We start from the raw sequence: 26413 nt of genomic DNA, 5'->3' as shown, positions 1-26413 counted from the left end.
GAAATGAATAAAAAAAACAAGAGGAGAGATTGCTATGTATAACTACGATTGTTACGACCCATGCCATCACGGAGGCTATCACCACCTATATGATACTTGCCACTATCCAATTAGCTATCCAATTGGCGGTTATCATCATTGCGGAACGGGTCAGTCATTTGCATTAATTGTTGTGCTATTTATTTTATTAATCATCATTGGCTGCACCTGTTTTTGCTGATTAGGCCTCATTTGCTCGCATGTGCGAGCTTTTTATAACAGATAGAAAAGGACAAACTTATATATAAATTGTTTAAATAATAAAAAAATTTTGCCAAATCAACATTTACCATATTATACTATAGCTAGTAACTCAATAAGCGAAGGTGAATATATGGAAAAGGAAAAAGTATTTCAACAGCTATTTTCAATGTCATTTACACCAATGCTCGTAATGAATATGGATGGAGATATTCAAATTTTAAATGAAGCGTGCTGCCATCTTTTTAAAACGACGGAAGAACGACTTCTTTCCTGTAATGTATTTGAAGAGCCAAATCGCTTTTTTATTGAAAAGCATGAAGTGGAACCGTTAAGAAAGCAAGAGGAAGAAGTTGTTTTACTTAAGAAAAAAGTAGATCAGCAGTTTCCGATGCACATCCATATTCAACGCACGGAAGGGGATATTCCGCTCTTAGTTGTTCAGTGGAAAGAGTTTTCCTCAAGTATTGAAAAGCAAGAGGAAGTCATTCGAAAAATGAAGCAATATAAGCAGTTTGTCCAGCAAAGTCAAGATGCATTTATTGTAACAAGAGAAGGCAGAATTCAATATTTGAATCCCGCTGGTGTTAAACTTCTTGGCGGCGAGAAAAAAGAAGAGTATATCGGGCGTCCTTGGCTTCATTTTATTCACCCCGAACATTTAGAAATCGTAAAAGAACGAATGGTTCAGCTGATGAATGGAATGTCCGTGAGGCCGCGTGTTGATGTGAAACTATTGACTAAAAAAGGAGTCGTCATTATTGAATCTTCGGCAACCAAAATTAAGTTTGAAGGACAGGATGCCATTCAGTATATTATTCGCGACGTAACGGATCGAAAAAAATATGATGAAATGGCAAGCAAATCTGAAAAGCTTACAATGGTGAGCAAGTTAGCGGCAGGAGTAGCACATGAAATTCGTAATCCAATGACGGCGATTAAAGGGTTTATTCAGCTGTTAAAAGCATCGAAACAGTACAACGAAGAATACAATGATATTATGCTTGAAGAATTGAATCGCGTCGAATCCATTATTCAAGAATTTTTAACGCTGGCCAAGCCTAAAATTGAAAATTCATACCACCCCAAAAGTCTCAATCAAATCATACGTCATGTGACATTATTATTAGATACACACGCCAATTATAAAAACTGTCGTATTATTAATGAGATTAGTGATGAGATTACAATCTTTTGTGAAGAAAATGCGCTTAAACAAGTTTTTATTAATTTAATTCAAAATGCGCTTGAGTCAATGAGCAAAGGGACAGTTAAAGTCACCGTTGAGAAAAGAAATGAATACGGCATGGTCATTATCGAGGATGAAGGCTGTGGAATTGATGAGCAATCTTTAGCTCGGCTAGGTGAACCGTTTTATTCCACTAAACAAACAGGAACGGGGCTAGGGTTAATGATTAGCTACCGAATAATCGAACAGCATCAAGGGCATATTTCATTTGCGAGTAAAGTAGGAGTAGGAACAAAAGTAGAAATTGCTCTTCCGTACATTAAAGAACCAGTGAACATTTCATAGCGCTTGCTATTCGTTCACTGGTTTTTATTTACTTAGAATAAAAACGAATGTTTTTTAAAAATTTTATTTTAATGTTCGTGTATATTGTTGACTAAAGGGTTTGTTTTTGATATATTATCAAATGGCTAGAAAATAACCGAATGATAATAAAAAAAGAAAATTCGGTCAATAACTTTTATCTTTTACCCAAAGAAAAAAAGATGATGGGAGAATGTACAATGAACTCAAATTATGATGTTATTGTGGTAGGGGCAGGACCCGCTGGGATTTTTACTTGCTATGAGTTAACGTTAAAATTACCGGAAGCAACTATTTTATTAATCGATAAAGGACACGATATCTATCGACGTAATTGTCCGATTCTTCAGAAAAAAATTGAAAAATGTCCGCCTGCGGTTGGCAAAAAAGAGTTTGCTGGCTGTTTGCCCGCTTGTTCTATTACAAATGGTTTCGGTGGAGCCGGCGCATATTCAGACGGGAAATTTAATATCACCAGTGAATTTGGAGGTTGGATGACGGATTATCTGTCTGAATCACAGGTGGTAGATTTAATTAAATATGTGGATGAAATTAATTTAAAACACGGAGCAACCGATACGATTACGGATCCGTTAACTGATAAAGTTCGTGAAATTGAAAAACGCGGATACGCAGCAGGATTAAAGCTATTGCGTGCCCAGGTGCGTCATTTAGGAACAGAGCAAAATTTAGAAATTTTAAAAAGCATTTATGAATACTTAAAAGAAAAAATTGATATGCAGTATAAAACGGAAGTAGCCGATTTAATAACAGAAAAAGAAGACGGTCAGCATATCGTGCGCGGTATCGAATTGAAGAATGGTGAAAGAATTACGGCTGATAAAGTGGTTGTTTCACCAGGTCGAGACGGCTCGAAGTGGATGAGCGACTTACTAAAAAAACGCCGTTTAAAAATGATTAACAATCAAGTGGACATCGGAGTTCGAGTCGAAACATCGAACGTTGTTATGGAAGAAATCAACAAGCACTTGTACGAAGGGAAATTCATTTATAATACGTCTGTAGGTACAAGAGTCAGAACGTTCTGCAGCAATCCTTCAGGACATGTGGTAGTAGAGAATCATTCAGGTATTATGTTAGCAAATGGACACGCATACAAAGATCCGAAGCTTGGAAGTCAAAATACGAACTTTGCGCTGCTTGTTTCTCATAAATTTTCGGATCCATTTGATCAGCCGAACGAATATGCGCATGAAGTATCAAGATTAGCTAATATGCTGTCAAACGGGGGCCTAGTTGTTCAAAAGTATGGAGATATTTTAAAGGGCCGTCGTTCAACAGCGACTCGAATTAAAGAGGGCTTTTTAGAACCAACGTTAAAAGAAGCTGTACCGGGTGACTTAGGCTTAGTGCTTCCTTACAATACGATGAAAAGCTTAATTGAAATGACAGAAGCACTGGATCATGTAACGCCTGGGTTAGCATCTGAACATACGCTGTTTTACGGTGTGGAAGCGAAATTTTACTCCGCCCGTCCGAAGTTAAATGATAAGTTTGAAACTGAAATTTCCGGTTTATACGTGGGAGGAGACGGAGCTGGTATTACGCGAGGACTCGCGCAGGCAAGTGCGTGCGGTGTGTGGGTAGCACGTGACATTGTTGAAAAATTAAAGAATCGCAAAGCAAGTTCTGAACCTGTTACTGTATAAAAAAAGAGGCCGTCACGGCCTCTTTTTTTATATGTGTTAAATAACGAAAGCGACTAAGTAAAAAGTAAAGAACTTGTACCGCTCCAACTCCGATAGTTTTATATGATAATTACCCGCTCTTTTTTAAAAAGTATGACGGAATACATCCTTCTATCGTGAGCAGAATTAAATAGAATAAGGCGAATTGACAATGTCCATTTCTTTGCATCAATAAATTCAGTGAAATTTTAGGGAGGGTATATCAAGCAGTACAATAAGGATAAAATCAACAGTTGGAAAGAGTTATTCTTTGATGAATAAAATATTTATGAAAGCAGTAAAGTACGCGAACGTTAGAATAATTATGCAAATTTATGAATGTAATTTAATGAGAAGAAAGTTCACTTTACAAACTATTTTTTGAATTAATTTTTTATCCATTAGATTTTAAGTCTTGTTAAATAACTGTTTGTGGTTTATTGAAATATGATGTAGATATTTTAAAATATAACAATTCTCAACTTTTTATGATAAAATCCTGCATTATTTTTGAATAAAAACTTGACAGAAACATATAAAATGAATTTTAATTAAAGTAAGAATTATTATCATGCAAAAATATTAAAGAAAATTATTTGCTTAATCTCTTTTGTTTTATAAGAGAACGGGGGACCCATATTTGTGCGTAGTGTACTTGGGGTGAATCTTGAATAAATCAAGTAGGGTAACTCACGTACCCGAATCCGACAGCTAACTCCGTAAGCATTCAGTGAGGGAATAACAGGTCTATGAAACCATGATATTCTCATGGTTTTTTGTATAGCTAAAAATATTCCTAAACTATTAATCTGAAAATTTTTAATATATTGTATATTTAGAGTGTTATCGCTCTCAATGCATGGTAAAATAAGTATGGTAGTTAGAATCATTCTAATATAATTTATTTATGGGAGGTAAATCTATGAAGCTATCGACAAAGATTATTATCGCGCTAATTGCTGGTGCTGTTGTAGGAGTGTTGATCAATGCTTTTGCTCCAAGTGCTTTTGCTCCGCTGGACAAGTACTTGTTTACACCGCTTGGCCAAATTTTCTTAAGCTTAATTAAAATGCTTGTTGTACCAATTGTGTTTTTCTCTATCACGTTAGGTGTAGCAGGTTTAGGAGATCCTAAAAAACTAGGAAGAATCGGGGCTAAAACAGTTTCCTACTTCCTAGTTACAACAACCGTTGCGATTATTATTGGTTTAGTTTTAGCATATGCAATTAAACCGGGTACGTTTGGATCTTTTGATACAAAAAACGCTTCTTTTGAAGCCGAAAAAGCACCGCCGGTTGGAGAGACATTCTTAAATATGATTCCAGTCAACCCAATTCAAGCGATGGCTGAAGGGAATATGCTTCAACTTATCGTTTTCTCTATCTTTATCGGTTTTGGTATTACGATGCTTGGAAGTAAAACAAAAGGGCTTTACAATTTACTTGAGCAAGGCAATGAATTGATGATGTATCTTGTAAATCTAGTGATGAAGTTTGCTCCTTACGGAACATTTGGGCTTCTTGCAACCGCGGTTGGAAGTCAAGGCTGGGAGGCAATTAAAGCGATGGGGCTGTACATGATTGTAGTCGTGCTCGCACTGTTTATCCATTCGATCGTAACATATGGGGGATCAGTCGCTCTTATGGCCAGACGTAATCCTATTGAATTTTTTAAAGGTTTTGCTCCTGCGATGACAGTTGGATTCAGTACATCAAGCAGTAATGCAACGCTTCCGATTTCAATGAATGTGGCTCAAAAAAATCTTCGTGTCCCGGAGTCCATCAGCAGTTTTGTCCAGCCATTAGGTGCTACCATTAACATGGATGGAACGGCAATTATGCAAGGTGTAGCGACTATTTTTATTGCACAAGTATACGGCGTTGACCTGTCGCTGGGTGCTCTTGTGACGGTTGTATTGACAGCGGTGCTTGCTAGTATTGGTACAGCAGGTGTGCCGGGAGTTGGTCTCATTATGCTAGCAATGGTATTGAGTTCGGTTGGCTTGCCTGTAGCAGGTATCGGATTGATTATTGGAATTGATCGCTTGCTTGACATGCTTCGTACATCTGTAAATATTACGGGAGACGCTGCGTGTGCCGTTATTGTGGCTGAGTCAGAAGCAAAACGTATCGATAAATCTGTAACGCAATCAGCTTAATAAGCGTAAAAGCTCTAGCTATATGCTAGGGCTTTTTTTATTGGCAAGAAACTCTTCGTTTCAGCATACAGTTTAATAAGAGTGTATGTTTGAAAGGAGAGTGCGGAAATGAATAAAACTCATGTAATAAAGCCGCTGCTCGACGACGACTACCCAGTTATTTCATATGGAAAAGGAATTTATTTGTACGACCAAGATGGAAAAAGGTACATAGATGCTTCGTCGGGGGCAGTTACAGCAAGTATCGGACACGGCGTAAAAGAAATTATTGATGCGATGACCGATCAGGCACAGAAAGTTGCGTTTGTATATCGGTCGCAGTTTACAAGTGATCCAACAGAAGCCTTAGCTAAGAAACTATGTGAATTAAGCAGCAATCATTTCCAGTGGAGCTTTTTTGTTAACAGCGGGACAGAAGCGACTGAAACGGCTATGAAAACGGCAATTCAGCATTTTCAAGAGCAAGGGAAGCCAACCAAAACAAAGGTTTTGTCACGCTGGATGAGCTATCACGGTATTACAATAGGAGCTCTGTCTATGTCAGGGCACGTTGGAAGACGAAAACGCTTCTCGTCTTTGCTTGAAGATTATCCTTCGGTTTCGCCTCCTTATTGCTATCGATGTCCGTTTCATCAAACCTATCCATCCTGTAATCTTGCTTGCGCAAACGAATTGGAAACAGTTATCAAACGAACCGGCCCTGAACATATTGCTGCTTTTATTACAGAGCCCATTGTAGGAGCAGCCGGAGCAGCGCTTACACCTCCTCCCGGTTATTATGAAGTGATAAGAGAAATTTGCGATAAATATGATGTGTTATGGATTGCGGATGAAGTCATGACTGGAGTTGGGCGTACAGGCGTAATGTTTGCGTATGAGCACTGGGGAGTTAAACCAGACATCATGACGCTTGGAAAAGGAGTGGGAGCAGGATATACGCCAATAGCCGTTACGTTGGCTAGCAGCAAAACGATTGAACCTATCATGAACGGATCCAAATTAATTATGAGCGGACATACGCTAAGCGCTAATCCGCTGTCATCCGCTGTAGGGATAGCTGTTTTAACCTATATTGAAAAGCATGATCTTGTTCAAGAAGCAGCGCTGAAAGGAGACTATTTAGTAGGGGAATTGAAGAAGCTTCAACTTCTTTACCCTATTATTGGTGATATACGTGGCAAAGGCTTACTAGTTGGTCTTGAGCTTGTGCAAAATCCAAAGACGAAGGAGCCTTTTTCATCTTCGGAAAATATGACGGCGCGCGTAATAAGTAAAGCCCAAAAAAATGGTCTTCTCCTTTATCCTTCACAAGCAGGAACAGACGGAGTAGAAGGAGACGGTATTATTATTGCGCCGCCATTTACGATTACTCATCGTCAGCTTGATGAAGTGGTCGATCTGCTTTCGAAAACATTGCATGAAGTGCAAAATGAAAAACAGAGAAATGAGGTGAAATGAGTGACAAAGGTCGAAAACTCATTTCAAAAGATCACAACTGTGGAACAAGCGATTGAATACGTGGATCATGCGGCTACGCTGATGATAGGAGGATTTGGAGGAGTAGGCAGCCCGCCTTCTCTCATTGATGGTCTGATTGAAAGCGGAAAATCAAATTTTACATTGATATGTAATGATTCAGGCTTTCCTCATATTGGTGCGGGAAAATTGGTAAGCCAAGGAAGAATTCAAAAGCTCATTGCTTCTCATATTGGATCGAACCCAGTGGCTGGAACGCTGATGACAGAAGAAAAGCTGGAAGTTGAGTTTTCTCCTCAAGGAACGCTTGCTGAACGGATTCGAGCGGGAGGAGTTGGACTCGGAGGAGTACTGATTGATGTAGGAATAGAAAATGACATTATTCAATTTGGAAAAGAAAAAGTGGAAATAGACGGCAAGACATTTTTAGTGGAAAAGCCGCTCACAGCCGACGTTGCTTTTGTGTATGCAAAAAAAGCAGATCCATTCGGCAACTTGCTTTATGATAAAAGCGCTCGAAACACTAATCCGTTAATGGCAATGGCAGGTCGTATAACTATCGCTGAAGTGGATGAAATTGTTCCTCTTGGGGACATTGACCCAGAGAACGTGATGACGTCAGGTGTATTTGTGGATTATATTGTCCCTTCAAAAGGAGTGAATTGGAAATGGGTTTGGGAATAGATATTCGTCATCGTATTGCAAAACGTGCTGCGGCTGAAATCAAAAACGGCATGATTGTTAATTTAGGGATTGGCATTCCTTCTCTTATTCCTAATTACGTACCAAGCGCTGTTCATGTGATGTTTCATGCTGAAAATGGAATTTTAGGGTTAGGATCTTCCCCTCCTTTAGGTGAAGAAGATGAGAATGTTTGCAATGCAGCAGGCTATCCAACAACTACCGTTCAAGGGGCTTCATACTGTGACAGTGCTACAGCCTTCGCGATGATTCGAAAAGGATACGTCGATATGACCATTCTTGGTGCGTTGGAAGTGAGTGAAAAAGGGGATTTAGCTAATTGGATTGTGCCAGGTAAGCGAGTTCCTGGGATAGGAGGAGCGATGGAATTAGCTCAAAAAGCGAAAAAAGTCATTGTGCTAATGAATCATACGAGCAAGACAGGAGAACCGAAGCTGGTTAAGACGTGTTCTTTACCTCTGACTGCTTCGGGCTGTGTGGGATTAGTTATTACAGATCGGGCGGTTTTTAAAGTAGAAAAAGATGCGCTTCTTCTAACAGAGTTAATGTCTCCTTATACTGTAGAGGATATTTTGAGTTCAACAGAAGCGACAGTTCGCCTGAGTGATCAATTGATTACGATACCATAAGGAGGACCATTATATGAACATACAGCAATCTATTCATAACTGGATGACAGAGCATCGTCAAAGTGCAGTGCGTTTACTCAAGCGTTTCGTAGAAGAAGCAAGCGTACAAGGTTCTGAAAAGCATGCGCAGGCAATTGTCATTGAACGCCTTCGACAGCTGCAGTTAGATATTGATATATGGGAACCGGACGAAAAAATACTTCGCAGCCATGAAGCTTTTGCCTCCAACCGTTCTACTTTTCGAGACAGTCCGAATGTGGTAGGCGTGTTAAAAGGGAAAGGCGGAGGGAAATCCATTATTTTGAATGGCCACATTGATGTAGTGCCACCCGGAGATCTTTCACAGTGGACGGAAGACCCTTATACGGCTGTTGTAAAAGATGGAAACTTATATGGACGCGGAGCAACGGATATGAAAGGAGGAAATGTGTCGTTACTTTTAGCTATTCAAGCGTTGAAAGAGCTAGATATTTCACTAAAAGGAGATGTTATTTTTCAAAGCGTAGTAGAAGAGGAAAGCGGAGGTGCAGGAACACTTTCCTGTGTACTTAGAGGGTATAAAGCAGATGGTGCCATTATTCCAGAACCAACCAACATGAAGATCTTCCCTAAGCAGCAAGGCTCCATGTGGTTTCGAGTGACCGTGCATGGAGTAGCAGCACATGGAGGGACTCGGTATGAAGGCGTGAGTGCGATTGAAAAAGCAGCTGTTGTGCTTAAACACATTGAGGGTCTTGAAAAAGAGAGAAACAGCCGAATTACGGATCCGCTCTATAATAAAATCCCCATTCCTGTGCCGATTAATATCGGAAATATACAAGGCGGAACGTGGCCTTCTTCAGTCGCTGATCAAGTAATATTAGAAGGCAGGATAGGAGTTGCTCCGCATGAAAAAATGAAAAATGTCAGAGCAGAAATGAAATCCTGGCTTGAACTTTTGCCTCAGCGTGATGAGTGGTTTGCTGAGCATCCTGTCGACTTGGAATGGTTTGGGGCCCACTGGCTTCCCGGTGAAATTGAATTGGAGCATCCGCTTATGACCTCTCTTTCGTCCTCTTTTTATCAAGTGAAACAGAATCAGCCGATCATTGAAGCATCTCCTTGGGGAACGGACGGAGGGATACTGTCACAAGTAGGGGATATTCCAACAGTTGTTTTTGGACCGGGAGTAACAGAAGTGGCCCACTTTCCGAATGAGTATATTTGTATTCAAACGATGCTTGACGCAGCAGAAATTATTGCTCTCACTGTAGCAGACTGGTGCAGTATTGCGGACTAAGCTAAAAAGGAGAGGATACAAACAAATGGGGAAACAAGAAAATATTTGTCAACCAACCTTTGCTATGACTCTTTTTTTAGATGAACGTAACAAGCGTCTGAGAATAGATGATTACCGGGGAAATGTGAACGATATTTACAGCTATATATATAAAGAAATTGATAAGAAAACGTACGAAAAGTGGATTATAAAAGCACGTGCTGAACATCTGCTGGACTGGATAAGCTTGGGATTTTCTTTAGAAGCAACTGTTCCCTACTATTTTAACGGAAGCGACGCGTATCTTTTATGCTACTATACGTCTCAATCCCGCCGAGACAGCGGGGAGACGTTAAAAGAAACAGAGCTGCTTCAAGATGTGTTGAATTTGCCGACATCTGATTATTCTTCTTTATCGAATCAACTGATCATGCGCCGAGCCATTTCATCTGACGCTAAACAACTTTCTCAGCTCTACCGTCAAATCTTCACAGTGTATCCTACTCCCCTCTACGAAGAAGAGTATCTCTCTAATTTGCTTCAAGAAGATAGCTTGTTTTATATCATAGTTGACAAGAACGATATCGTTAGCGCTGCTTCTGCTGAAATTGACTATGTCTATCACAATGCTGAACTAACGGATTGTGCGACTCTCCCTGCTTACCGAAAGTATGGATTCATGAAGCATTTATTAAACGCACTAGAGGCGGAGCTAAAACAGCGGCATATTTTTTGTGCATATACAATAGCGAGAGCGCTTTCATTTGGGATGAACGCCGCCTTTCAGCAGCTTGGCTATACCTATACGGGAAGGTTAACGAATAATTGTTACATTTATAAATCGTTAGAAGATATGAACGTATGGGTGAAGGATCTGTCAAAAAGTAAAGGGTGAGAAATAATTAACCAATTTATGGGCTGTAACATATAACAATAGTAAATCTTCATAAAGGAGCGATTGTATGTTATATGATTTATATAAGCCGTCCCGACACTGGAAAGATATTGAGTTATGGAAAGATGTTCCTGAAGAAAAATGGAATGACTGGATTTGGCAATTAACAAACACAATTCGAACATTAGATGATTTAAAAAAGGTTATTAACTTAACTCCTGAGGAAGAAGAAGGAGTACGCATTTCAACCAAAACCATTCCGCTCAATATTACGCCTTACTATGCATCTTTGATGAATCCAGATGATCCTCGCTGCCCCGTCCGTATGCAGTCTGTTCCGGTTGGCAAAGAACTTCATAAAACAAAATATGATCTAGAAGATCCCCTAGATGAAGACGAAGATTCTCCAGTGCCAGGGTTGACTCATCGCTATCCTGATCGCGTTTTGTTCTTAGTCACCAATCAATGTTCCATGTACTGCAGGTACTGTACTCGAAGAAGGTTTTCAGGACAAATCGGAATGGGCGTTCCAAAAAAGCAGTTAGATGCTGCGATTGCTTATATCGCCAAAACACCTGAAGTACGAGATGTACTCATTTCAGGCGGTGATGGCTTGCTGATTAATGACAACATTTTAGAATATATTTTGAAGAATTTACGAGCTATTCCCCATGTGGAAATTATTCGGATTGGCACAAGAGCACCCGTTGTGTTTCCACAGCGAATAACAGAAAATTTATGTGCCATTTTAAGAAAATATCATCCAGTATGGTTAAATACTCACTTTAATACATCCATTGAAATTACTGAAGAGACAAAAAAAGCATGTGAAATGCTTGTCGATGCAGGCGTTCCAGTTGGCAATCAAGCGGTTATTTTAGCTGGGATTAATGACAGCGTAGCTATCATGAAAAAGCTTATGCACGATTTAGTGAAAATACGCGTTCGTCCTTACTATATTTATCAATGTGATTTGTCAGAAGGAATTGGGCATTTCCGCGCACCTGTTTCCAAAGGGCTTGAAATTATGGAAGGGCTGCGAGGTCATACTTCTGGCTATGCTGTTCCAACGTTTGTTATTGATGCGCCAGGAGGAGGAGGAAAGATTGCAGTTCAGCCAAACTATATTATTAGTCAAAGCGCAAGTAAAGTTGTTCTGCGAAACTTTGAAGGAGTGATTACGACGTATCCGGAGCCAGAAAGCTATGTGCCTGGGCGTGCAGATGATTATTTTCGAGCTGTTTATCCAGCATCGGATGCTAAAGATTCTTCCATCGGCATCTCGGGTCTTATGAATGATGCTCAATTCAACCTTGTACCGGAAGGGTTAGGGAGAGTAAAAAGACGTAAAACATATGAAAGTGACAGTGCTCACGAAAGTCTAAAAGATAAACGTGAAAAAAGAGATGAATTAAAAGATAAAAAGTTTAAAGCTCAATTGAAAAAAGACGTTAAAAGCGACGATGCTCCATCATCTTAAGGAGGTCCTGTAATATGACTGTTCAATGCGCATGGTGCGAAGAAGAAAAAGCGGTAGAAACAACCAATACCGCATACTGGGAATTGCCAGATGGAACGAGAAGTATTGAAATTACTCATATGCCATGTATCAGCTGTTCAGGTTGCGGGATGTCATATCAAGAAGAAGAGATCATAGAAGAAGTGGAAACACAGCTGCTTCTTGTCGATACAAAAAAACTTGATGAATCCATTCGGTATGATGAGCTATTAAAAGTGCCAAGATTATTAAAGCGCAACTACTTTAAATTCTAAAAAGCCGCCCCTTATTTTGTAAGGGGCGGCTTTGCTTATTGATAAGCCTTTGTTCCAGCAGTGCGCAGGCTGTAGGCGTGTTTTAAAGCCACTGTAACAGGACGGAAAGTTGGAAGTTCGACTTCGTCTATTTTCGAAACGGGCAAGAGACCAACAGACGTGCTCGTAATAAAAACTTCATCCGCGTCTTTTAAAAAGGAAGGAGTCATATTTTGTTCGCGGATTTGAATGGCTTGTTCCTGCGCACATTCCAGCACGTTAGCGCGCGTAATACCGGATAGAATTTTTCTTGTGGCAGGAGTCGTGAACAAGACGTTGTCTTTTATCGCAAATACATTGCTGCTCGACCCTTCGGTTATGTATCCGTCTTTTACTAAAATAGCTTCTTTACATCCTTTAGAAGCCGCAGCTTGTTTGGCAAGAAGGTTAGGAAGAAGGTTCAATGATTTGATATAGCAATTAGCCCATCGTTCGTCTTCCAAAAGAAGCGTGGAAATGCCTTTTTCATAGGCTTCTTCAGGTGTTTGGCGAGGGTGGCGTATTGTGAGTGCTAATTGTGCAGGTACATCGGGAAATAAATGATTTCGAGGAGCAATCCCGCGCGTAACTTGAATATAAATATCAGCGTCTTTTAACGTTGATTTTTCCATTGCTTGATGAATGATGTCCTTTAGTTCTTGTCTTGAAACCGGCAGCTCGATAAAGATTGCCTTTGCACTTCTTTCTAAGCGGTCTAAGTGACGTTCAATTGAAAACGGAACTCCTTTGTATACGCGAATAAATTCATAAACACCGTCTCCAAATTGGTGACCGCGTTCATCAATTGGAATAACAGCCTCATTAATATCTCTAAACTCTCCAGCATAATATGCTAATTCCATCTTGAAAAACTCCCTTCCTTTAGATATTAAAACGTTAACATAAAATTCAGCAAAATGAAATTATTTACTTGGCTTCTCCAAAGAAAATGAAAAAAGTCATACTCCTTTAGGAGTATGACTTTTATGAAAACGTACGTTTGAAAGCTAATGAAAATTTCTGAATGGCTTTTTTAGGTGTAACAAACTGGACGATGAGCTTAGTACCGGTGATGAACCAATCGACGATACGGCTGCCGAGAAGCATCGTTACTAAAATGGACAGTGCGATTAAGATGATAATTCCCCATGAGGTTGGCTCTAGACTTTTTGAGAAGTCAGTTGTAAAGAACCATTTTAAAATGAAGCCGTGCAATAAATACACGTATAGGGATCGCTGTCCAATGCTTGTTAAAGCAAAACCGCGCGTTGGAATTAAAGCCATAAAGGCAAAAGATACAAGAAAAGCAATTCCATAGTGAGAAACGCGCATTAAAAATTCGGCCACATTGTCGTACGTGTTCGTTCCATACAGCATATCTGTGTAAGCCGTGTCGTCTAAGAAAGAATAGCTTCCAATTAATGTCACTAGCAATACGATGGATGCAATGATTCGATTTCGCGCTGTCAAAAGATTTGTAAAAGGCTCTTGTCGCTGCGACAAATAGTAGCCTAAAAGGAAAAACGGGAAGAAGACAAACATTCGGCTAATGCTTAGAATTTTATCAAATCCGTCAATATCAATGAAGCCCATTGCAAGTCCAAGCGAAATAGAGACAGTTAAGCTAATCCACATCGGGAATTTCGCAAAGAAAGGAAGCATTAATTTCCAAAAAATTAAGCTCAGTAGGAACCACATTGCCCATCTAGGAACCAAATATTGAAGCGTGTACGTTTCATCTGTATAAAGCACACTATAATAAAGGGTATAGATAGTTTGGAAAGCTAAGTAAGGAAGAGCCACCTTTGTAAATATTTTTTTGTAATAGCCTTTTTTATGAAAATTTTTTGAGAAATAACCTGCTAGTAAAATAAAGACAGGCATATGGAAAATAAAGATAAAGTGATAAATGGACAGCATTCCGCTGCTATCTGTTCGGTACGGAGAAATCATGTGCCCAAATACAACCAAAAAAATTAATACAAATTTAGCATTATCAAAGTAAGCATTTCGAGTATTCATAGTATTATTTTTCCTCAACATATGCTGATGTAAACCTCCCACCAACAAAATTTATTTAAATGGCGATTATTGTTAGAATAACCTTTCACTACGGAATTAAAACATGAATTCTTCTTTTTTGCAATTACATAAAGGTTTGAGAAACCTGTCGAATCAATGCTTTTGTTATAAAAACGATGTGTTTTTGTTACAAATGTCTTTTTGAAAAAAGAAAAATATTGATATAACAATATTTATTCGTTACGCTAATAGTGAAATTTGTTTTGCAACTGTAACATGAATTTAATATTTTTTGTCCAGTAAACCACTTATATTGCAGTGTTCGACATCTACATATCAAAGAAGAAAGTTGTAGATTTCTTGAAAAAATGATAGAAAAGATACACATACCGCTGGAGGGGGAGTACGATGAAATCCTTTTATCACTATATAATGAAATTCCGATCAAATAAAAAACCTGATCGAATGGGAGAGTTTGCGCGAAGTGCTTATGATGATCACAGCTTCCCGAAATCTTCAACAGATTATGACGAACTGAGTTCTTATTTAGAGCTCAACGGACATTATTTATCAAGTATGACCGTATTTGATGAAGCATGGGAGCTTTATCAAAATAATGCGTGAGGAATAAAAAAGCAGGCTGATGGATATCCATCAGCCTGCTTTTTTATTTTCTTTAGCTCATGCAATCAGCAGGGGTAAAAATGATAGAGGGTAATAGATAATAAAGGCTTGGTTCTAAAGATGTTATACTTCCCCTTTTTTAGTTACTGCATATAATATTGTAACTTTTCAGTAGGTGTATGTTTACTAAGGAGGTGCGACGATGGCAGGGAAGAAAAAACCTAAATACGGAATTGGTGAAACAGTCGTTGTAACAATATACGGGACCGTTGGCACTATTACCGATATAAAAGTGATGGATGGGATTTTTGTATACGAAATCAACCATAGTGAAGGTCTTTTTTTAGAAGATACAATTGAGCTTCTAGAAGAATATGAAGGTCAAATATTAGTACAGGAAAGAGTAGAGCTTGAGTATAAATTTTTCTTCGGCGATATCGTCCAGGTTTTTAATTATGGAAAAGAGTTATTTAAAATCATTGGTATTCGAACAGAAATATGGCGTTATAAAGAGGATTCATGGGAAGATATTGTCTATGAATTGTCACGTGTAACAGATGGAGAATGGCTTGAGGCTAGTGAAGAAGAACTCATTCTCGTAACTCCTCATGAGGAAACAGAAAATTACGCTCAAAGTGTTGATATGTTGTATTTAGGTAAAGAAATTAAAAAGACGGAGTTGCTACCAAAGATGAAAAAACAAAACGGTTCTGAAAAAGAAGAAGTGAGGTTAACTAAAGAAAAGCATGAGATTATAAACGGTCTTTTAGATGTGTACAATGATTATAAATTTTTGTATGAGCTTTTTGAAGATGAAGAATACGCTGAAGTCATGAACTTAGTGCTGAAACATTTAAAAAAGATAGCAAAATCCGAACAAGGAAAATAGCAGGTAGATGCCTAATAAATAAAAGATAGCCGAGATAGATCATTACATCTCTCTTAGCTATCTTTTATTGTGTATACGGCAATGGTAATGAAAAAAGAATGGGTATAATTACCTCTCTATTTAAACTGCTGAAATTTTAGACATACTATTGCCGAATTGTTCATAAATGTGTATAAGGTAAAACTTCAAGCAGAAGATGGAGTGAACCTATTTTTAAGAAAAATAAGGTACGCTAATCCGTTCAAACGGGATAAGGAGTGATATTGTGAAAGAAATCGAAGTGGTCATTGATACGGAAGAAATTGCGGAGTTCTTTTACAATGAACTAGTCAAGCGAGGCTATGTTCCCGCTGAAGAAGAGCTAGGCGAATTAGCGGATATAACTTTTGATTATCTCATTGATAAATGTATTATTGATGAGCAAGATGAAGAATAAAAAGATAGATACATCTGTAACGACGGGGAAACTCGTCGTTTTGTTTATGAGACAGCGGCTATGAAAAAGGGTTAGCAGCTTTAATAGCGGATTGCACTTTTATATGATGCTGAAGTGGAATTTTTTTAACGGAAGAAGCGGGAATAGACTCAAGGAGAGAAAATGTGATTTCGTCTTCAAACCACTCATCTTTTCTTAAAAAAAGGTGTACGCGGTCTCCCCAGCTCATAGTTAAAGTCGGGCTATACAGCTTTTTGGAATCAGTTCGATTCTTTGTAAATATATCCGAATTATAATCGCTTCGAGACCCTGTGTGGGAGTGTTTAAGGCTAAATGTATAGATAGAATCATGCAAGTTTGAATAAAAAAGAAGAACGTATAAAGTTTTTCCCACTTCAATCCGTTTTAAGACAGACTCGAAATGATACACTTTTGTTCCACATAAATCAATGTTATTACCTGAATAATAGGGAAAGACGATTTGAGTCATACCGAGAAAGTTTTGAGTGTGAAACTGCCAAGAGTGAAGAACATCCCGCTGAAACTCTTTTTTAAAGAGAACATTTTTTTCAATATGATACTGTTCGTTCACAATCAGAGCCATTGATAAGAGCGTTTTGTTTCTATGCTGCCAAAAGTCATCCCAAACAGCTTTCATAAAAGAAGATATGTGAAAAGCGGGGAGTAAATGAAACAGATTGCTGTTTTGCTCTTTGCTTTTTTCATAGAGTAACAGCTGAGCGTAAGCATCATGAAAAATGGCGGAATTGGAATGTTCTAAAAACAAGAAGTACGCGTGCTGTTTTTCTGGAGAAAGCAGGGATTTTATTAAGGTAGTGGAGAGATCTGTCATGTAATAGCCGCCGTTCCGCGAAACCAAGTGTGCTAAAAAAGCCCAGTGAATTTCGGGGTGTTTTTGATAATAGTCTAAATAAGCTTGGGTACGTGTAACATTGTTTTGATTAGCTTTTTTTACTTTTTTTCGAATCTCTTTAATCAATTTTACGTCTTCTCCAATAAAAGACAGCGGGAGGGTAGCAGGAGGTTTGAGCTGCATCATCTGCTGCAGGCGAAGAACATCCTCCAATCTAATGAGGGGATTTGTGTTAGTAGAAGTCATGTTAAGCCTCCTTTGAAACGTTTAACTATATAAAAAAAGGGTAAGGGACTTTTTGAAACCTTTATAACATTTCGTACGTATAAAGGGTAACAAATGTTAAGAAAAGAGGTTTTCTTTATGTTCAGAAAAATTTTTGAATCATTAACTGGATCTAAACATCGACGCTACAGCAGCAGCGCTCGACACTACAGACGTGCTCGTCACTACAGCAGCAGTGATCATCATTACAGACGTCCTCGTCACCATAGCAGCAGTAGCGATTATAAGCGAAGCAAATATTATGACAGCCACAGTCATTCAAAATATGGACACCACCACTATAAGCGCAAGCGTAAAAGCGGAAGTTTCTTCTCAAGCTTTTTCTCAAGTTGATTTATGATGAAAAATCGAATGTTCAAATATTTTTATCGCTGGCTAGTTGACCGCCCTTTTAAAAAAGGAAAAGTCATTTGCAGGCGCTATGAAATCATAGATGTACTGGGAATGGGAAGCTATGGTATAACATATGTTGCTAACGACATTGTGCAACAAAAAAAGGTAGTCGTAAAACAGCTCCGTAAAACGAAGCAGCGCACGTCCCAGGGGCTGAAGTGTTATCATTATGAAGCAAAATTGCTGTCTCAATTAAACCACCCTCAAATTCCTTCACTGTATGAAGCTATCGAAACAGATGAAGGCTGTTTCTTAGTGATGGAGTTGATTCAAGGGAAAACGTTTGAAGATTTAATTTTTGAAGAGAAGTGCGTATATACGGAAGAACAAGCGCTTAACATTTTACTTAATATTCTAGACGTAGTTTCTGCTATTCATGAGCAAGGAATCGTTCACCGTGATCTTCGTATTCCAAATATTATTGATGTTAACGGAACCATCTATGTTATTGACTTTGGTCTTGCTAGATTTTTAGGAGACCATGAAGAAACAAGCACCCTTATAGAAGAACAGCAGTTTATGAGACAAACATCTGCTGCAAGCGATATCTATGCACTTGGTCATTTTCTTTTATTTTTATTATACTCTGGTTATGAGCCGACGGAACAACAAGAAAGAAGCTGGGAACAAGAGTTACATTTGTCGGCGCCTATTAAGACAATCATTCAAAAAATGCTGAGAACAGATGAATCGTATGAAAGCATTAAAAGTTTACAAAAAGATATTTATGACTATATAAATAGTAAGAACTCAGGGAGGGGAAAGTATGGCGCTATTTAATAAAGCGTTAGCCCGCATTGGAATTGGTGCAGCGCGAGTGGACGCTAAGCTTGTCAATGATGAATTTCGTGCTGGTGAAAAGATTGAAGGAATTGTTGAAGTGTACGGAGGCAATGTTGAGCAGAAAATTGACAGCATCTATCTGCGTCTATTCACAACTTATGTAAAAGAAAGAGACGATAAAAAATACAAGCAGGATATTGAGCTTAATACGTTTAAGATTAACGACCCGTTCACGATTCAACCATCTGAAACGAAGTCTATTCCTTTTACCTTTCAGCTGCCTGATGATACGCCTGTTACATTAGGGAGAACCCGGGTTTGGGTGGCGACGAGCCTTGATATTAAAGACGCCGTTGATCCGTCAGATATTGATCATGTAAAAGTGCTTCCTAACCTTATGGTAACAAGCACAATTGAAGCTATGGAACAGCTTGGCTTTCGCTTGCGCCAAGTCGAGTGCGAAGAAGCCCCTCGCCGGATGAGAAAAAGACTTCCTTTTGTTCAAGAATTTGAATTTGTTCCAAGTGGTGGAGTGTACGCTGGGAAAGTAGATGAAATTGAAATCATCGTGCAGCCGAGCGGCTTACATGACTACAATTTATTTATAGAAGTAGATCGACGTGCCAGAGGGTTTGGCGGCTTTCTATCTGAAATGCTGGATGCAGATGAGTCGCTCGTTCATGTTCATGTTTCTGAAAAAGAAATTCCTCAGTTAAAAAATATATTAACCAGTATTATTTCACGCTATAGCTAATGTGCATAGCTCTCCTTTATTTTTCGTATATTAAAGACAGTAAAAAGAAAGGAGAGAGGTATATGCCGCAATCAAAGCAAACGAAAAAAATAAATGCAAAAGAGGAATTTTCGGCTGAATTTGTCGTTCATCAAGCTCCTAAGCCAGAAGACTATATTCAGCCAAAACGTGTGAATAAGTAAAGCATGTAGAACGCTACATGCTTTTTCTTTTAATAGGTTGGAGGAAATAAAAAATGGTAAATCGCACTACAAAATATTCTCTATTTATTGTATCGCTTTTAGCTTTCTTTTTACTGATTTTATTTACATTTAATACACCTTGGGTGAAACAGCTTGACTTTAATGTGCTTCATACCATTGAAGGATGGAGGACGGACACGTTAACCCCCATCATCATATTTATAACAACCGTAGGATCTTGGTATGTTACTGCGCCAATATGGTTTGCAATTATAGTACTTCTTCTTTATAAACGAAAAGGGTTGCTCGTTTTATATATCACGCTCGTCTTTTGGGGAGTTCGCGCTTTAAATTGGGGATTGAAGGAGATTTTTGCAAGACCAAGACCTGATTGGAGTCAAGTCGTTCCCGCCTCTCACTATAGTTTTCCGAGCGGACATGCCATGAACTCAATGGCGTTTTACAGCGGAGTACTTTTGTTGATATGGATGTATACAAGAAGCAGGGCTGTCAAAACGGCAGCTGCATGCGTAATTGCTATTGTTATTTTATTAATTGGATTTAGCCGTTTGTATTTAGGCGTACACTTTTTAACGGATATACTAGCAGGATATTGTTTAGGACTTGCTTGGTCCTTAGGGGTCTACCTCCTTTCTAAACGCCTATATAACCAAAAATAGGAGCAATGGTTACATTTTTTTCGTTAATATTTCATTTTGTTTAAGTAGGCCTATTGATTCATCCATTCAAAAACAACTAATGATAAAATGGGAAACAAATATTTTATGTACATGTTTAATAAGAAAAAACTAGTAATTTCGACAAAAAACGTTTTGATTCGATAAAGGATTTTCGGATTTTATCACTAATTATATAAGAATACATGACGTAAAAGAGTAAATACTTGCTTTTGGGTGGAGGGAAGAATGTTGAGTGTGTGGACCACAATAAAAAAACAATTTAATATTAGCACAGAATATGATGTAACCATTATGCAAACAGAAGAAAAAGGCGAAAAGCGCGGATATAAGCCTGTCCATCGTCTAACGATTACAGCATTCGATCATCAAGACGCAGCAACACAAGTATTTCAGATGTTTAATATTGCTGATAATTTGCCAAAAGATTGTGATGCAAGGTTTATCAGCACAGGCGATATTTTGTTAATTGATGAAGGTACTCGAGGAAAGTATTACTACAAGCTATGGACAGACGGCTGGCAAAAAGTGAATCGCCTGCACGTACGTTAAATATAAGGTGAAAGCGACCTATCTGGCCGCTTTTTATTTATATGTTGACCCTTAGTAATCACGAGTATGATGGCCAGGGCCATTTTTTCGGTTTGTTGCTGAATATTCATCTCCATGGGCTTCATGTTCTGCTATAATTGCTTCTTTTGGAATATGATTATTCTTTTTAGGCGAATTAATTCGATTGCGATGTTTTTTTCCCATACATATCACCTCAGCTAACGTTAGTAAATCCCTTGCGCTATTAGCGTACCCTTATATAAAAAGACATACTACGCCATTTTTTGGGCCGTATGTCTTTTTATTTTTGTCGCATAATGTTAGAAGGAAATAGACATGCAAGGGATACAATATGGTATAGTGAAAGCGTAAGATTTTTTACATATAGGAGGTACGAAATGAGCGTACATATTGGAGCAAAACAAGGTGATATTGCAGAAACGATTTTACTTCCAGGTGATCCACTTCGTGCAAAATACATTGCAGAAACATTTTTAGAAGATGTAACTTGCTATAACGAAGTGCGCGGTATGCTTGGATTTACAGGAACATATAAAGGAAAACGCGTTTCTGTTCAAGGAACAGGAATGGGTGTACCATCAATTGCTATTTATGTAAATGAACTAATGAATGAATATGGTGTCCAAAATCTAATTCGCGTTGGTACATGCGGAGCAATTCAAAAAGATGTAAAAGTACGTGACGTTATCTTGGCCATGTCTTCGTCAAGTGATTCACAAATGAACCGCGTTAAATTTGGTCCTATCGACTATGCACCGACAGCTAACTTTGATTTATTAAAGCGCGCTTACGATGCAGGTGTTGAAAAAGGCCTTCAGTTAAAAGTAGGAAGTGTATTTACATCTGATCAATTTTACAATGAAGACGGCCAGCTAGAAAAATTGGCAGCTCACGGCGTATTGGCAGTTGAAATGGAAACAACGGCTTTGTATACGCTAGCTGCTAAATACGGCCGTAATGCTTTATCGGTTTTAACAGTAAGTGATCACATTTTCACTGGTGAAGAAACAACGTCAGAAGAGCGTCAAACGACGTTTAACGATATGATTGTTGTTGCGCTTGAAGCAGCAATTAATGAATGAACATAAAGTCGTTTATTTGCTGAATGGCAGCGAAAAGCTGCGGCGTAACAAATAAAAAGACGAGAAGCAATCAAGCTTCTCGTCTTTTTATTTGTGAAAATTAATTGTTTCCAAACAGGAAATTGTATGGTACGATTTGATACGTTAAAAACGGCTTTGATTTTCGTGAAAGTCGAAAATCGTATAAAAAATTCATAAGAGGTGATAAACCATCATGGTGGCAAGTATTAAACAGCAGTGGTTTTCAAACGTTCGAGCAGATATTTTGTCTGGGATGACAGTTGCTCTTGCGCTTATTCCAGAAGCCCTTGCTTTTTCCATTATCGCCGGTGTCGATCCCATGGTTGGCCTGTATGCATCTTTTTGTATGGCAATTGTGATTGCTTTTACAGGCGGAAGACCAGCTATGATTTCAGCTGCAACAGGAGCAATGTCTTTATTGATGATTAACTTAGTCAAAGATCACGGCATTGAGTATTTATTTGCAGCTACTGTTTTAACCGGAATTATTCAAATTTTACTTGGTGTTTTGAAAGTAGGAAGGTTTTTATCATTTCTTCCTCAAACAGTTATGATTGGATTTGTAAATGCGCTAGGTATTTTAATTTTTACAGCACAGCTTCCGCATTTTCAAGGAGCAAACTGGATGATGTACGCAATGGTAGCCGGAACGCTGCTCATCGTCTATTTGTTTCCGCTCATGACCAAAGCAATACCATCTCCGCTTGTTGCCATTGTCTTGATGACGATTGTAGCAATTGTCTTTCATTTAGATTTAAAAACGGTAGGAGATATGGGGAATATTACGCGTTCGCTGCCGGTTCTTCACTTTCCAAAGGTTGATTTATCAGTGGAGATGCTGCTTATCATTTTACCTTATTCGCTTCCTCTCGCGATTGTAGGCCTACTTGAATCTATGCTAACGGCAACGGTACTGGACGAAATTACAGATACGCCTTCGAATAAAAATAAAGAAGCACGCGGTCAAGGCATTGCTAATATGGTAACAGGCTTCTTTGGAGGAATGGCTGGCTGTGCCATGATTGGACAATCTATGATTAATGTAAAATCAGGGGGACGTGGAAGGTTATCTACCTTAGTCGCCGGAGTCTTTTTATTGTTCTTAATTATGGTGCTTGGCGATGTTGTTAAACAAATTCCAATGGCTGCTCTTGTAGGCGTTATGTTTATGGTAGCTGCTGGTACATTTGATTGGCAGTCCCTTAAAGGCTTAACGAAATATCCGCTATCGGATGCTATTGTAATGGTTGTTACGGTGGTTATCGTATTGTTTACACATAACTTAGCATTAGGAGTAATGGTAGGTATTGTTTTAAGCACCATTGTATTTGGCTGGAAGATGGCTAAAATCAAAACAACTTCACAAACAGAAGGCAATATGAAGCAATACAGGGTTTCAGGGCAATTATTTTTTGCCACGATCAGCTTCTTCATGGATGAATTTCAGTATGAAACAGACCCGGATACCATCATTATTGATTTTAGTTCTTCTCATATATGGGATCAATCGGCCGTGATCGGCATCTCAAAAATTATCGATAAGTACGAGCGATTGAATAAAAAGGTTATTGTAAAAGGACTAAATGAAGACAGTAAAAAAATCGTAAGGCAAATTGGCATAACGTCGCTGTCGAACAAATAAAAGGTGTGCAGTAGCACACCTTTTTTACTTGTTTCGTTTTAGTAGCTGTATGAGCCAGGTGGAAAAAGAAGTTGTAGATGAAGGTACGGATGTCTGTTTTAACAAAATAGCATAGGCTTTGCGCCGATATTGGTAATCAAGCATGCATATCTACTCCTTTTAAAACAGGATTTGGAAGCGTTTTTTTTATTGTAGCATGCTTAATAGGGAGATAAAAGAAAAAAGAGAGACCATCGTCTCTCTTTAATCATTTCCAAACATATAGCGTTTGTGATGCCATGAGATTCCAAACATCAGACCCATTGCAAACATGTTCCCCATCAGTGAACTACCTCCATATGAAATAAAAGGAAGTGGAATTCCGGTAATAGGCAAGACTTGAATGGTCATACCGATATTTTGAAATACGTGGAACGTAAGCATTGAAATAACGCCTACACATAAGTAAGAATTGAATTCATTTTTTGTTTCAAGGCCTAGCTTGATCAAGTAATAAACGAGTACGAAGAAAAGACTAATAACAATGCTGGCGCCGATAAAGCCAAACTCTTCTCCAATAACCGCAAAAATAAAGTCGGTCTGCCCCTCTGGCAAATAGACAACTCCATTTCCGATTCCTTTACCGTTTACCATTCCTGATCCAATTGCATCTAACGATTTCTTTAAATGATAGCCCTCTCCCGAACTATATGACTCAGGATCAAGCCAAGAATAAATACGTCCAAATTGGTATTGCTTAACCCCTAGATACTTTTCTAATAGGCTAGGTGCATAAACAACAAGTCCCAAAATGACAGAACCAACCGCTGTAATACCTAAAAATGCAGGCGCGATGATTTTCCAGCTTACGCCTGAAACAAATACAAGTCCAACCGTGATTGCTAAGAACACAAGAGCGGTACCTAAGTCAGGCTGCTGCATGATTAACAATAAAGGTAAAGCAAGTACAGCGCCTAGTTTACCAAGCAGTAAAAAGTCTTCTCTTACTGTTCGGATACGATATTTTTCATTGTGTTTAACAATGACCGTACTCAGCGTGATAATCAAAAACACTTTCATAAACTCTGATGGCTGCAACGAGAAGCCGGGAAGTGTGAACCAACTTTTTGCCCCGTTAATTTCTCTGGCAATGCTTGACGGAGCCACTAGTAAAAGAAGCAATAAAAAGTTCCCAAATCCATAAAAAACCCACGTTAGCTTTTGAAGCTGATCGGAGTCAAAACGCATGACAAATCCTATAATCACCATTCCAATAATATAAAAAACAACTTGTTGCGCTACGAAGTTCTTATCATACTGCCCAATTTTTTCAGCACTATGGATTGCCACAACGCTTACGCAAAACAATAGGAAGATTAGGAAAGCCAAGTTCCAGTCAAATCTACTAACATTTCTTTGATTTTCACCCATATTATTCACCTGTCACTATTAAATCTCATTCTTTCTTTATGATAAAAGAAAAATGCTGGTTTTTAATGCAAAGTCGATTAATGAAGAGTCGCACTAACCCCACTTTGCAGTTTTTGCTTTGAATATAGACTTGCTAAAAGTAAGAAAAGATATGTCGCAAGCTGCGTTACCATACAGCCTTTTATTATACATGAATTATTCTATAACATAAATAGGAGAAATGATAACAATTTCTTTTTTCTAAAAACTCTATTTGTAGGGATTTATTCAATTCATCTTCTTTATCTCCTTAAAGGTTAATATGAAAACATATTATAGGAATTTATCTTTTTTTGCACGTGAAAAGATAAAGAAACGTGTATATATATAACGAAAGAAAGGGCAAATAGTTTCATATGAACGACTGAAAAATTCTAAACTGCGAGGACTAAATCTAGCAAGCTATACATATGAATAATAGTAAAGATAAGAGAAAGTGTTCTACACTATCTTTTTCTACATGCAGACATTCAACTTCTTAGCAGTCCCACAAGTAAACAGTTGAGACAAGAATATAGTTACATTCGACTTTCTTGCTGATGAACGAACGTATGGAAGGTATATGGATAGATTACCGAATCAAAGACATAGGATATTAGGAAAATAATAGATAGAGATTAATAGAATCATAACGTAGAGAGGTGTGTTTATGATTATAGGGGCAAGTGTGACAGCATTATTATTATTATGGTGGACAATTTTTTATAGCGGGCGCTACTATCATTATGTTTCAGAGCCTGTTGGCAAAAGAATTTCCCTTCACGTAGGAATACATGTCACCTTAGTGGTTGGAGTGAATGCATGTCTCTGGCTTGAGCAGCCGCTGCTTTTTTCTAGTATTTTAGCAGGGTGTGCAGGACTAGGAGCCGGATGGTTTGTAGGGATTCCTTTTTCGGTAAAAAGTATTTTAAGTGGAATAATGGGGGGCATAGGAACCGGTGTTAGTTTTTATATCTCTATGAGCATGTGGATGGATCAATTTAACTGGCTATCTTTTTTATTGATAGGAACGAGCGTTATTTTTAGCGGAAGCTCGTTATTTCAAGTGTTAAAATCGATTCCGTCATTTGAAAAGGTACTGGTGAAAATGTGGATTCAACATCCTTTTCTGATAGCTCCTATTTTGATTACCGTATTTTGGCTGTATAATTTTATTGAAAAATATTTTCCGCAAGCAGATCCAACACGCAAGTAGTTTCCGTGTTGGATTTATTATTTCCTCTGATAAGACTCCCCTTTAAGTTTACCAAGTTTAACATCGTTCAATTAGTCTATAGAAGATAAAAGTAGACATTCACCTATCTTCATTATGATGCA

At 38.3% G+C, this 26413-nt stretch carries 27 protein-coding genes and 1 riboswitch; of the genes, 22 read left to right on the top strand and 5 right to left on the bottom strand.

All coding sequences use genetic code 11. The features are described from left to right. The first annotated feature begins 34 nt into the window (after window positions 1-34). The 11 genes from OK414_RS21160 (at window position 35) to OK414_RS21110 (ending at window position 12371) form a co-directional block, all read left to right on the top strand. Window positions 35-220, top strand: a complete 186-nt coding sequence (locus tag OK414_RS21160) for a YjcZ family sporulation protein (RefSeq protein WP_075419415.1) — start codon at window positions 35-37, stop codon at window positions 218-220. A 153-nt stretch (window positions 221-373) separates the two neighbouring features. After that, window positions 374-1774 carry an ATP-binding protein gene (locus OK414_RS21155; RefSeq protein ID WP_013058734.1) on the top strand — a complete coding sequence of 467 codons (1401 nt, stop codon included), beginning with the start codon at window positions 374-376 and terminating at the stop codon, window positions 1772-1774. 218 nt (window positions 1775-1992) lie between these two features. Then, a complete protein-coding gene (locus OK414_RS21150; RefSeq protein WP_013084690.1) occupies window positions 1993-3462 on the top strand; it encodes an NAD(P)/FAD-dependent oxidoreductase in 1470 nt (489 codons plus the stop codon). Between the two features lie 605 nt (window positions 3463-4067). Beyond that, a riboswitch (cyclic di-AMP (ydaO/yuaA leader) is annotated at window positions 4068-4222 on the top strand. A 180-nt stretch (window positions 4223-4402) separates the two neighbouring features. Beyond that, window positions 4403-5638 carry a dicarboxylate/amino acid:cation symporter gene (locus tag OK414_RS21145; protein ID WP_263045025.1) on the top strand — a complete coding sequence of 412 codons (1236 nt, stop codon included), beginning with the start codon at window positions 4403-4405 and terminating at the stop codon, window positions 5636-5638. 108 nt (window positions 5639-5746) lie between these two features. Continuing rightward, window positions 5747-7096, top strand: a complete 1350-nt coding sequence (locus OK414_RS21140; protein WP_016765316.1) for an aspartate aminotransferase family protein — start codon at window positions 5747-5749, stop codon at window positions 7094-7096. Further along, the gene (locus OK414_RS21135) at window positions 7097-7798 is read left to right on the top strand and encodes a CoA transferase subunit A (RefSeq protein ID WP_016765315.1); all 702 of its coding nucleotides are present in this window, start codon (window positions 7097-7099) and stop codon (window positions 7796-7798) included. Continuing rightward, window positions 7783-8445, top strand: coding sequence for a 3-oxoacid CoA-transferase subunit B (locus OK414_RS21130; protein WP_034649363.1), 663 nt, complete (start codon window positions 7783-7785; stop codon window positions 8443-8445). The genes OK414_RS21135 and OK414_RS21130 overlap by 16 nt, the downstream gene beginning before the upstream one ends. 13 nt (window positions 8446-8458) lie before the next feature. Then, a complete protein-coding gene (locus tag OK414_RS21125) occupies window positions 8459-9724 on the top strand; it encodes a peptidase (protein ID WP_013084685.1) in 1266 nt (421 codons plus the stop codon). A 25-nt stretch (window positions 9725-9749) separates the two neighbouring features. Further along, window positions 9750-10598: a putative beta-lysine N-acetyltransferase gene (gene ablB, locus OK414_RS21120; protein ID WP_047930734.1), complete on the top strand. Its 849-nt coding sequence runs from the start codon at window positions 9750-9752 to the stop codon at window positions 10596-10598. Between the two features lie 67 nt (window positions 10599-10665). After that, window positions 10666-12078 (top strand): lysine 2,3-aminomutase, encoded by a 1413-nt coding sequence (gene ablA, locus OK414_RS21115; protein ID WP_025750203.1) that lies wholly within the window; start codon window positions 10666-10668, stop codon window positions 12076-12078. A gap of 14 nt (window positions 12079-12092) precedes the next feature. After that, window positions 12093-12371 carry a YokU family protein gene (locus tag OK414_RS21110; protein WP_013058725.1) on the top strand — a complete coding sequence of 93 codons (279 nt, stop codon included), beginning with the start codon at window positions 12093-12095 and terminating at the stop codon, window positions 12369-12371. Window positions 12372-12406: 35 nt separating this feature from the next. Here the strand turns inward: OK414_RS21110 and dat are convergent, their stop codons facing one another. Next, window positions 12407-13252 carry a D-amino-acid transaminase gene (dat, locus tag OK414_RS21105; protein ID WP_013084681.1) on the bottom strand — a complete coding sequence of 282 codons (846 nt, stop codon included), beginning with the start codon at window positions 13250-13252 and terminating at the stop codon, window positions 12407-12409. A 121-nt stretch (window positions 13253-13373) separates the two neighbouring features. Beyond that, a complete protein-coding gene (locus tag OK414_RS21100; RefSeq protein WP_263045024.1) occupies window positions 13374-14411 on the bottom strand; it encodes an acyltransferase family protein in 1038 nt (345 codons plus the stop codon). A 408-nt stretch (window positions 14412-14819) separates the two neighbouring features. Here OK414_RS21100 and OK414_RS21095 point away from each other — a divergent pair, with 408 nt between their 5' ends. The 3 genes from OK414_RS21095 (at window position 14820) to OK414_RS21085 (ending at window position 16360) form a co-directional block, all read left to right on the top strand. Next, the gene (locus OK414_RS21095; RefSeq protein WP_263045023.1) at window positions 14820-15035 is read left to right on the top strand and encodes a YozE family protein; all 216 of its coding nucleotides are present in this window, start codon (window positions 14820-14822) and stop codon (window positions 15033-15035) included. 202 nt (window positions 15036-15237) lie between these two features. Beyond that, complete coding sequence (locus tag OK414_RS21090) at window positions 15238-15924, top strand: hypothetical protein (protein WP_013058721.1); 687 nt, start codon at window positions 15238-15240, stop codon at window positions 15922-15924. Window positions 15925-16189: 265 nt separating this feature from the next. Continuing rightward, the gene (locus OK414_RS21085) at window positions 16190-16360 is read left to right on the top strand and encodes a YozD family protein (RefSeq protein ID WP_013058720.1); all 171 of its coding nucleotides are present in this window, start codon (window positions 16190-16192) and stop codon (window positions 16358-16360) included. Between the two features lie 58 nt (window positions 16361-16418). On the opposite strand, the gene OK414_RS21080 is transcribed toward OK414_RS21085, so the two are convergent. Continuing rightward, window positions 16419-17480: a DUF2515 family protein gene (locus tag OK414_RS21080; protein WP_216874390.1), complete on the bottom strand. Its 1062-nt coding sequence runs from the start codon at window positions 17478-17480 to the stop codon at window positions 16419-16421. Window positions 17481-17597: 117 nt separating this feature from the next. Between OK414_RS21080 and OK414_RS21075 the strand changes: the two genes are divergently transcribed. The 5 genes from OK414_RS21075 (at window position 17598) to OK414_RS21055 (ending at window position 20881) form a co-directional block, all read left to right on the top strand. Continuing rightward, complete coding sequence (locus OK414_RS21075; protein WP_263045022.1) at window positions 17598-17852, top strand: hypothetical protein; 255 nt, start codon at window positions 17598-17600, stop codon at window positions 17850-17852. A 3-nt stretch (window positions 17853-17855) separates the two neighbouring features. After that, entirely contained in the window at window positions 17856-18692 is an 837-nt protein-coding gene (locus OK414_RS21070) for a serine/threonine protein kinase (RefSeq protein ID WP_263045021.1), read from the top strand. Next, window positions 18679-19449, top strand: coding sequence for a sporulation protein (locus OK414_RS21065; RefSeq protein WP_016765306.1), 771 nt, complete (start codon window positions 18679-18681; stop codon window positions 19447-19449). Before OK414_RS21070 ends, OK414_RS21065 begins: the two co-directional genes overlap by 14 nt. A gap of 235 nt (window positions 19450-19684) precedes the next feature. Then, window positions 19685-20311 carry a phosphatase PAP2 family protein gene (locus OK414_RS21060; RefSeq protein WP_013084675.1) on the top strand — a complete coding sequence of 209 codons (627 nt, stop codon included), beginning with the start codon at window positions 19685-19687 and terminating at the stop codon, window positions 20309-20311. Window positions 20312-20557: 246 nt separating this feature from the next. Further along, window positions 20558-20881: a hypothetical protein gene (locus OK414_RS21055; protein ID WP_013058713.1), complete on the top strand. Its 324-nt coding sequence runs from the start codon at window positions 20558-20560 to the stop codon at window positions 20879-20881. A gap of 51 nt (window positions 20882-20932) precedes the next feature. Here OK414_RS21055 and OK414_RS21050 read toward each other — a convergent pair whose 3' ends face one another. Beyond that, window positions 20933-21085 carry a hypothetical protein gene (locus OK414_RS21050; protein WP_013058712.1) on the bottom strand — a complete coding sequence of 51 codons (153 nt, stop codon included), beginning with the start codon at window positions 21083-21085 and terminating at the stop codon, window positions 20933-20935. A gap of 194 nt (window positions 21086-21279) precedes the next feature. On the opposite strand from OK414_RS21050, the gene deoD reads away from it, so the two are divergent. Further along, window positions 21280-21984: a purine-nucleoside phosphorylase gene (gene deoD, locus OK414_RS21045; protein ID WP_013058711.1), complete on the top strand. Its 705-nt coding sequence runs from the start codon at window positions 21280-21282 to the stop codon at window positions 21982-21984. A 214-nt stretch (window positions 21985-22198) separates the two neighbouring features. After that, window positions 22199-23647: a SulP family inorganic anion transporter gene (locus OK414_RS21040; RefSeq protein WP_263045020.1), complete on the top strand. Its 1449-nt coding sequence runs from the start codon at window positions 22199-22201 to the stop codon at window positions 23645-23647. Window positions 23648-23890: 243 nt separating this feature from the next. Here the strand turns inward: OK414_RS21040 and OK414_RS21035 are convergent, their stop codons facing one another. Beyond that, on the bottom strand, window positions 23891-25057 hold the full coding sequence (locus tag OK414_RS21035) for an FtsW/RodA/SpoVE family cell cycle protein (protein ID WP_013084672.1): 1167 nt from the start codon (window positions 25055-25057) through the stop codon (window positions 23891-23893). Window positions 25058-25763: 706 nt separating this feature from the next. On the opposite strand from OK414_RS21035, the gene OK414_RS21030 reads away from it, so the two are divergent. Continuing rightward, a complete protein-coding gene (locus OK414_RS21030) occupies window positions 25764-26291 on the top strand; it encodes a hypothetical protein (RefSeq protein ID WP_228459496.1) in 528 nt (175 codons plus the stop codon). The last annotated feature ends 122 nt before the right edge of the window (window positions 26292-26413 follow it).

The sequence above is a fragment of the Priestia sp. JV24 genome (assembly GCF_025910025.1).
GTDB classification, from domain to species: domain Bacteria; phylum Bacillota; class Bacilli; order Bacillales; family Bacillaceae_H; genus Priestia; species Priestia megaterium.
This window is presented reverse-complemented; position numbering and strand designations above follow the sequence as displayed.

What these genes read in the sequence shown, in the direction of transcription:
- OK414_RS21125 (WP_013084685.1), top strand. Translation starts at nt 8,459, where the DNA reads ATGAACATACAGCAATCTATTCATAACTGGATGACAGAGCATCGTCAA.
- OK414_RS21150 (WP_013084690.1), top strand. Translation starts at nt 1,993, where the DNA reads ATGAACTCAAATTATGATGTTATTGTGGTAGGGGCAGGACCCGCTGGG.
- ablB (WP_047930734.1), top strand. Translation starts at nt 9,750, where the DNA reads ATGGGGAAACAAGAAAATATTTGTCAACCAACCTTTGCTATGACTCTT.
- OK414_RS21050 (WP_013058712.1), bottom strand. Translation starts at nt 21,085, where the DNA reads ATGGGAAAAAAACATCGCAATCGAATTAATTCGCCTAAAAAGAATAAT.
- OK414_RS21075 (WP_263045022.1), top strand. Translation starts at nt 17,598, where the DNA reads ATGTTCAGAAAAATTTTTGAATCATTAACTGGATCTAAACATCGACGC.
- OK414_RS21110 (WP_013058725.1), top strand. Translation starts at nt 12,093, where the DNA reads ATGACTGTTCAATGCGCATGGTGCGAAGAAGAAAAAGCGGTAGAAACA.
- OK414_RS21065 (WP_016765306.1), top strand. Translation starts at nt 18,679, where the DNA reads ATGGCGCTATTTAATAAAGCGTTAGCCCGCATTGGAATTGGTGCAGCG.
- OK414_RS21155 (WP_013058734.1), top strand. Translation starts at nt 374, where the DNA reads ATGGAAAAGGAAAAAGTATTTCAACAGCTATTTTCAATGTCATTTACA.
- OK414_RS21095 (WP_263045023.1), top strand. Translation starts at nt 14,820, where the DNA reads ATGAAATCCTTTTATCACTATATAATGAAATTCCGATCAAATAAAAAA.
- deoD (WP_013058711.1), top strand. Translation starts at nt 21,280, where the DNA reads ATGAGCGTACATATTGGAGCAAAACAAGGTGATATTGCAGAAACGATT.
- OK414_RS21055 (WP_013058713.1), top strand. Translation starts at nt 20,558, where the DNA reads ATGTTGAGTGTGTGGACCACAATAAAAAAACAATTTAATATTAGCACA.
- OK414_RS21130 (WP_034649363.1), top strand. Translation starts at nt 7,783, where the DNA reads ATGGGTTTGGGAATAGATATTCGTCATCGTATTGCAAAACGTGCTGCG.
- OK414_RS21145 (WP_263045025.1), top strand. Translation starts at nt 4,403, where the DNA reads ATGAAGCTATCGACAAAGATTATTATCGCGCTAATTGCTGGTGCTGTT.
- OK414_RS21040 (WP_263045020.1), top strand. Translation starts at nt 22,199, where the DNA reads ATGGTGGCAAGTATTAAACAGCAGTGGTTTTCAAACGTTCGAGCAGAT.
- OK414_RS21100 (WP_263045024.1), bottom strand. Translation starts at nt 14,411, where the DNA reads ATGAATACTCGAAATGCTTACTTTGATAATGCTAAATTTGTATTAATT.
- ablA (WP_025750203.1), top strand. Translation starts at nt 10,666, where the DNA reads ATGTTATATGATTTATATAAGCCGTCCCGACACTGGAAAGATATTGAG.
- OK414_RS21035 (WP_013084672.1), bottom strand. Translation starts at nt 25,057, where the DNA reads ATGGGTGAAAATCAAAGAAATGTTAGTAGATTTGACTGGAACTTGGCT.
- dat (WP_013084681.1), bottom strand. Translation starts at nt 13,252, where the DNA reads ATGGAATTAGCATATTATGCTGGAGAGTTTAGAGATATTAATGAGGCT.
- OK414_RS21160 (WP_075419415.1), top strand. Translation starts at nt 35, where the DNA reads ATGTATAACTACGATTGTTACGACCCATGCCATCACGGAGGCTATCAC.
- OK414_RS21090 (WP_013058721.1), top strand. Translation starts at nt 15,238, where the DNA reads ATGGCAGGGAAGAAAAAACCTAAATACGGAATTGGTGAAACAGTCGTT.
- OK414_RS21080 (WP_216874390.1), bottom strand. Translation starts at nt 17,480, where the DNA reads ATGACTTCTACTAACACAAATCCCCTCATTAGATTGGAGGATGTTCTT.
- OK414_RS21070 (WP_263045021.1), top strand. Translation starts at nt 17,856, where the DNA reads ATGATGAAAAATCGAATGTTCAAATATTTTTATCGCTGGCTAGTTGAC.
- OK414_RS21140 (WP_016765316.1), top strand. Translation starts at nt 5,747, where the DNA reads ATGAATAAAACTCATGTAATAAAGCCGCTGCTCGACGACGACTACCCA.
- OK414_RS21060 (WP_013084675.1), top strand. Translation starts at nt 19,685, where the DNA reads ATGGTAAATCGCACTACAAAATATTCTCTATTTATTGTATCGCTTTTA.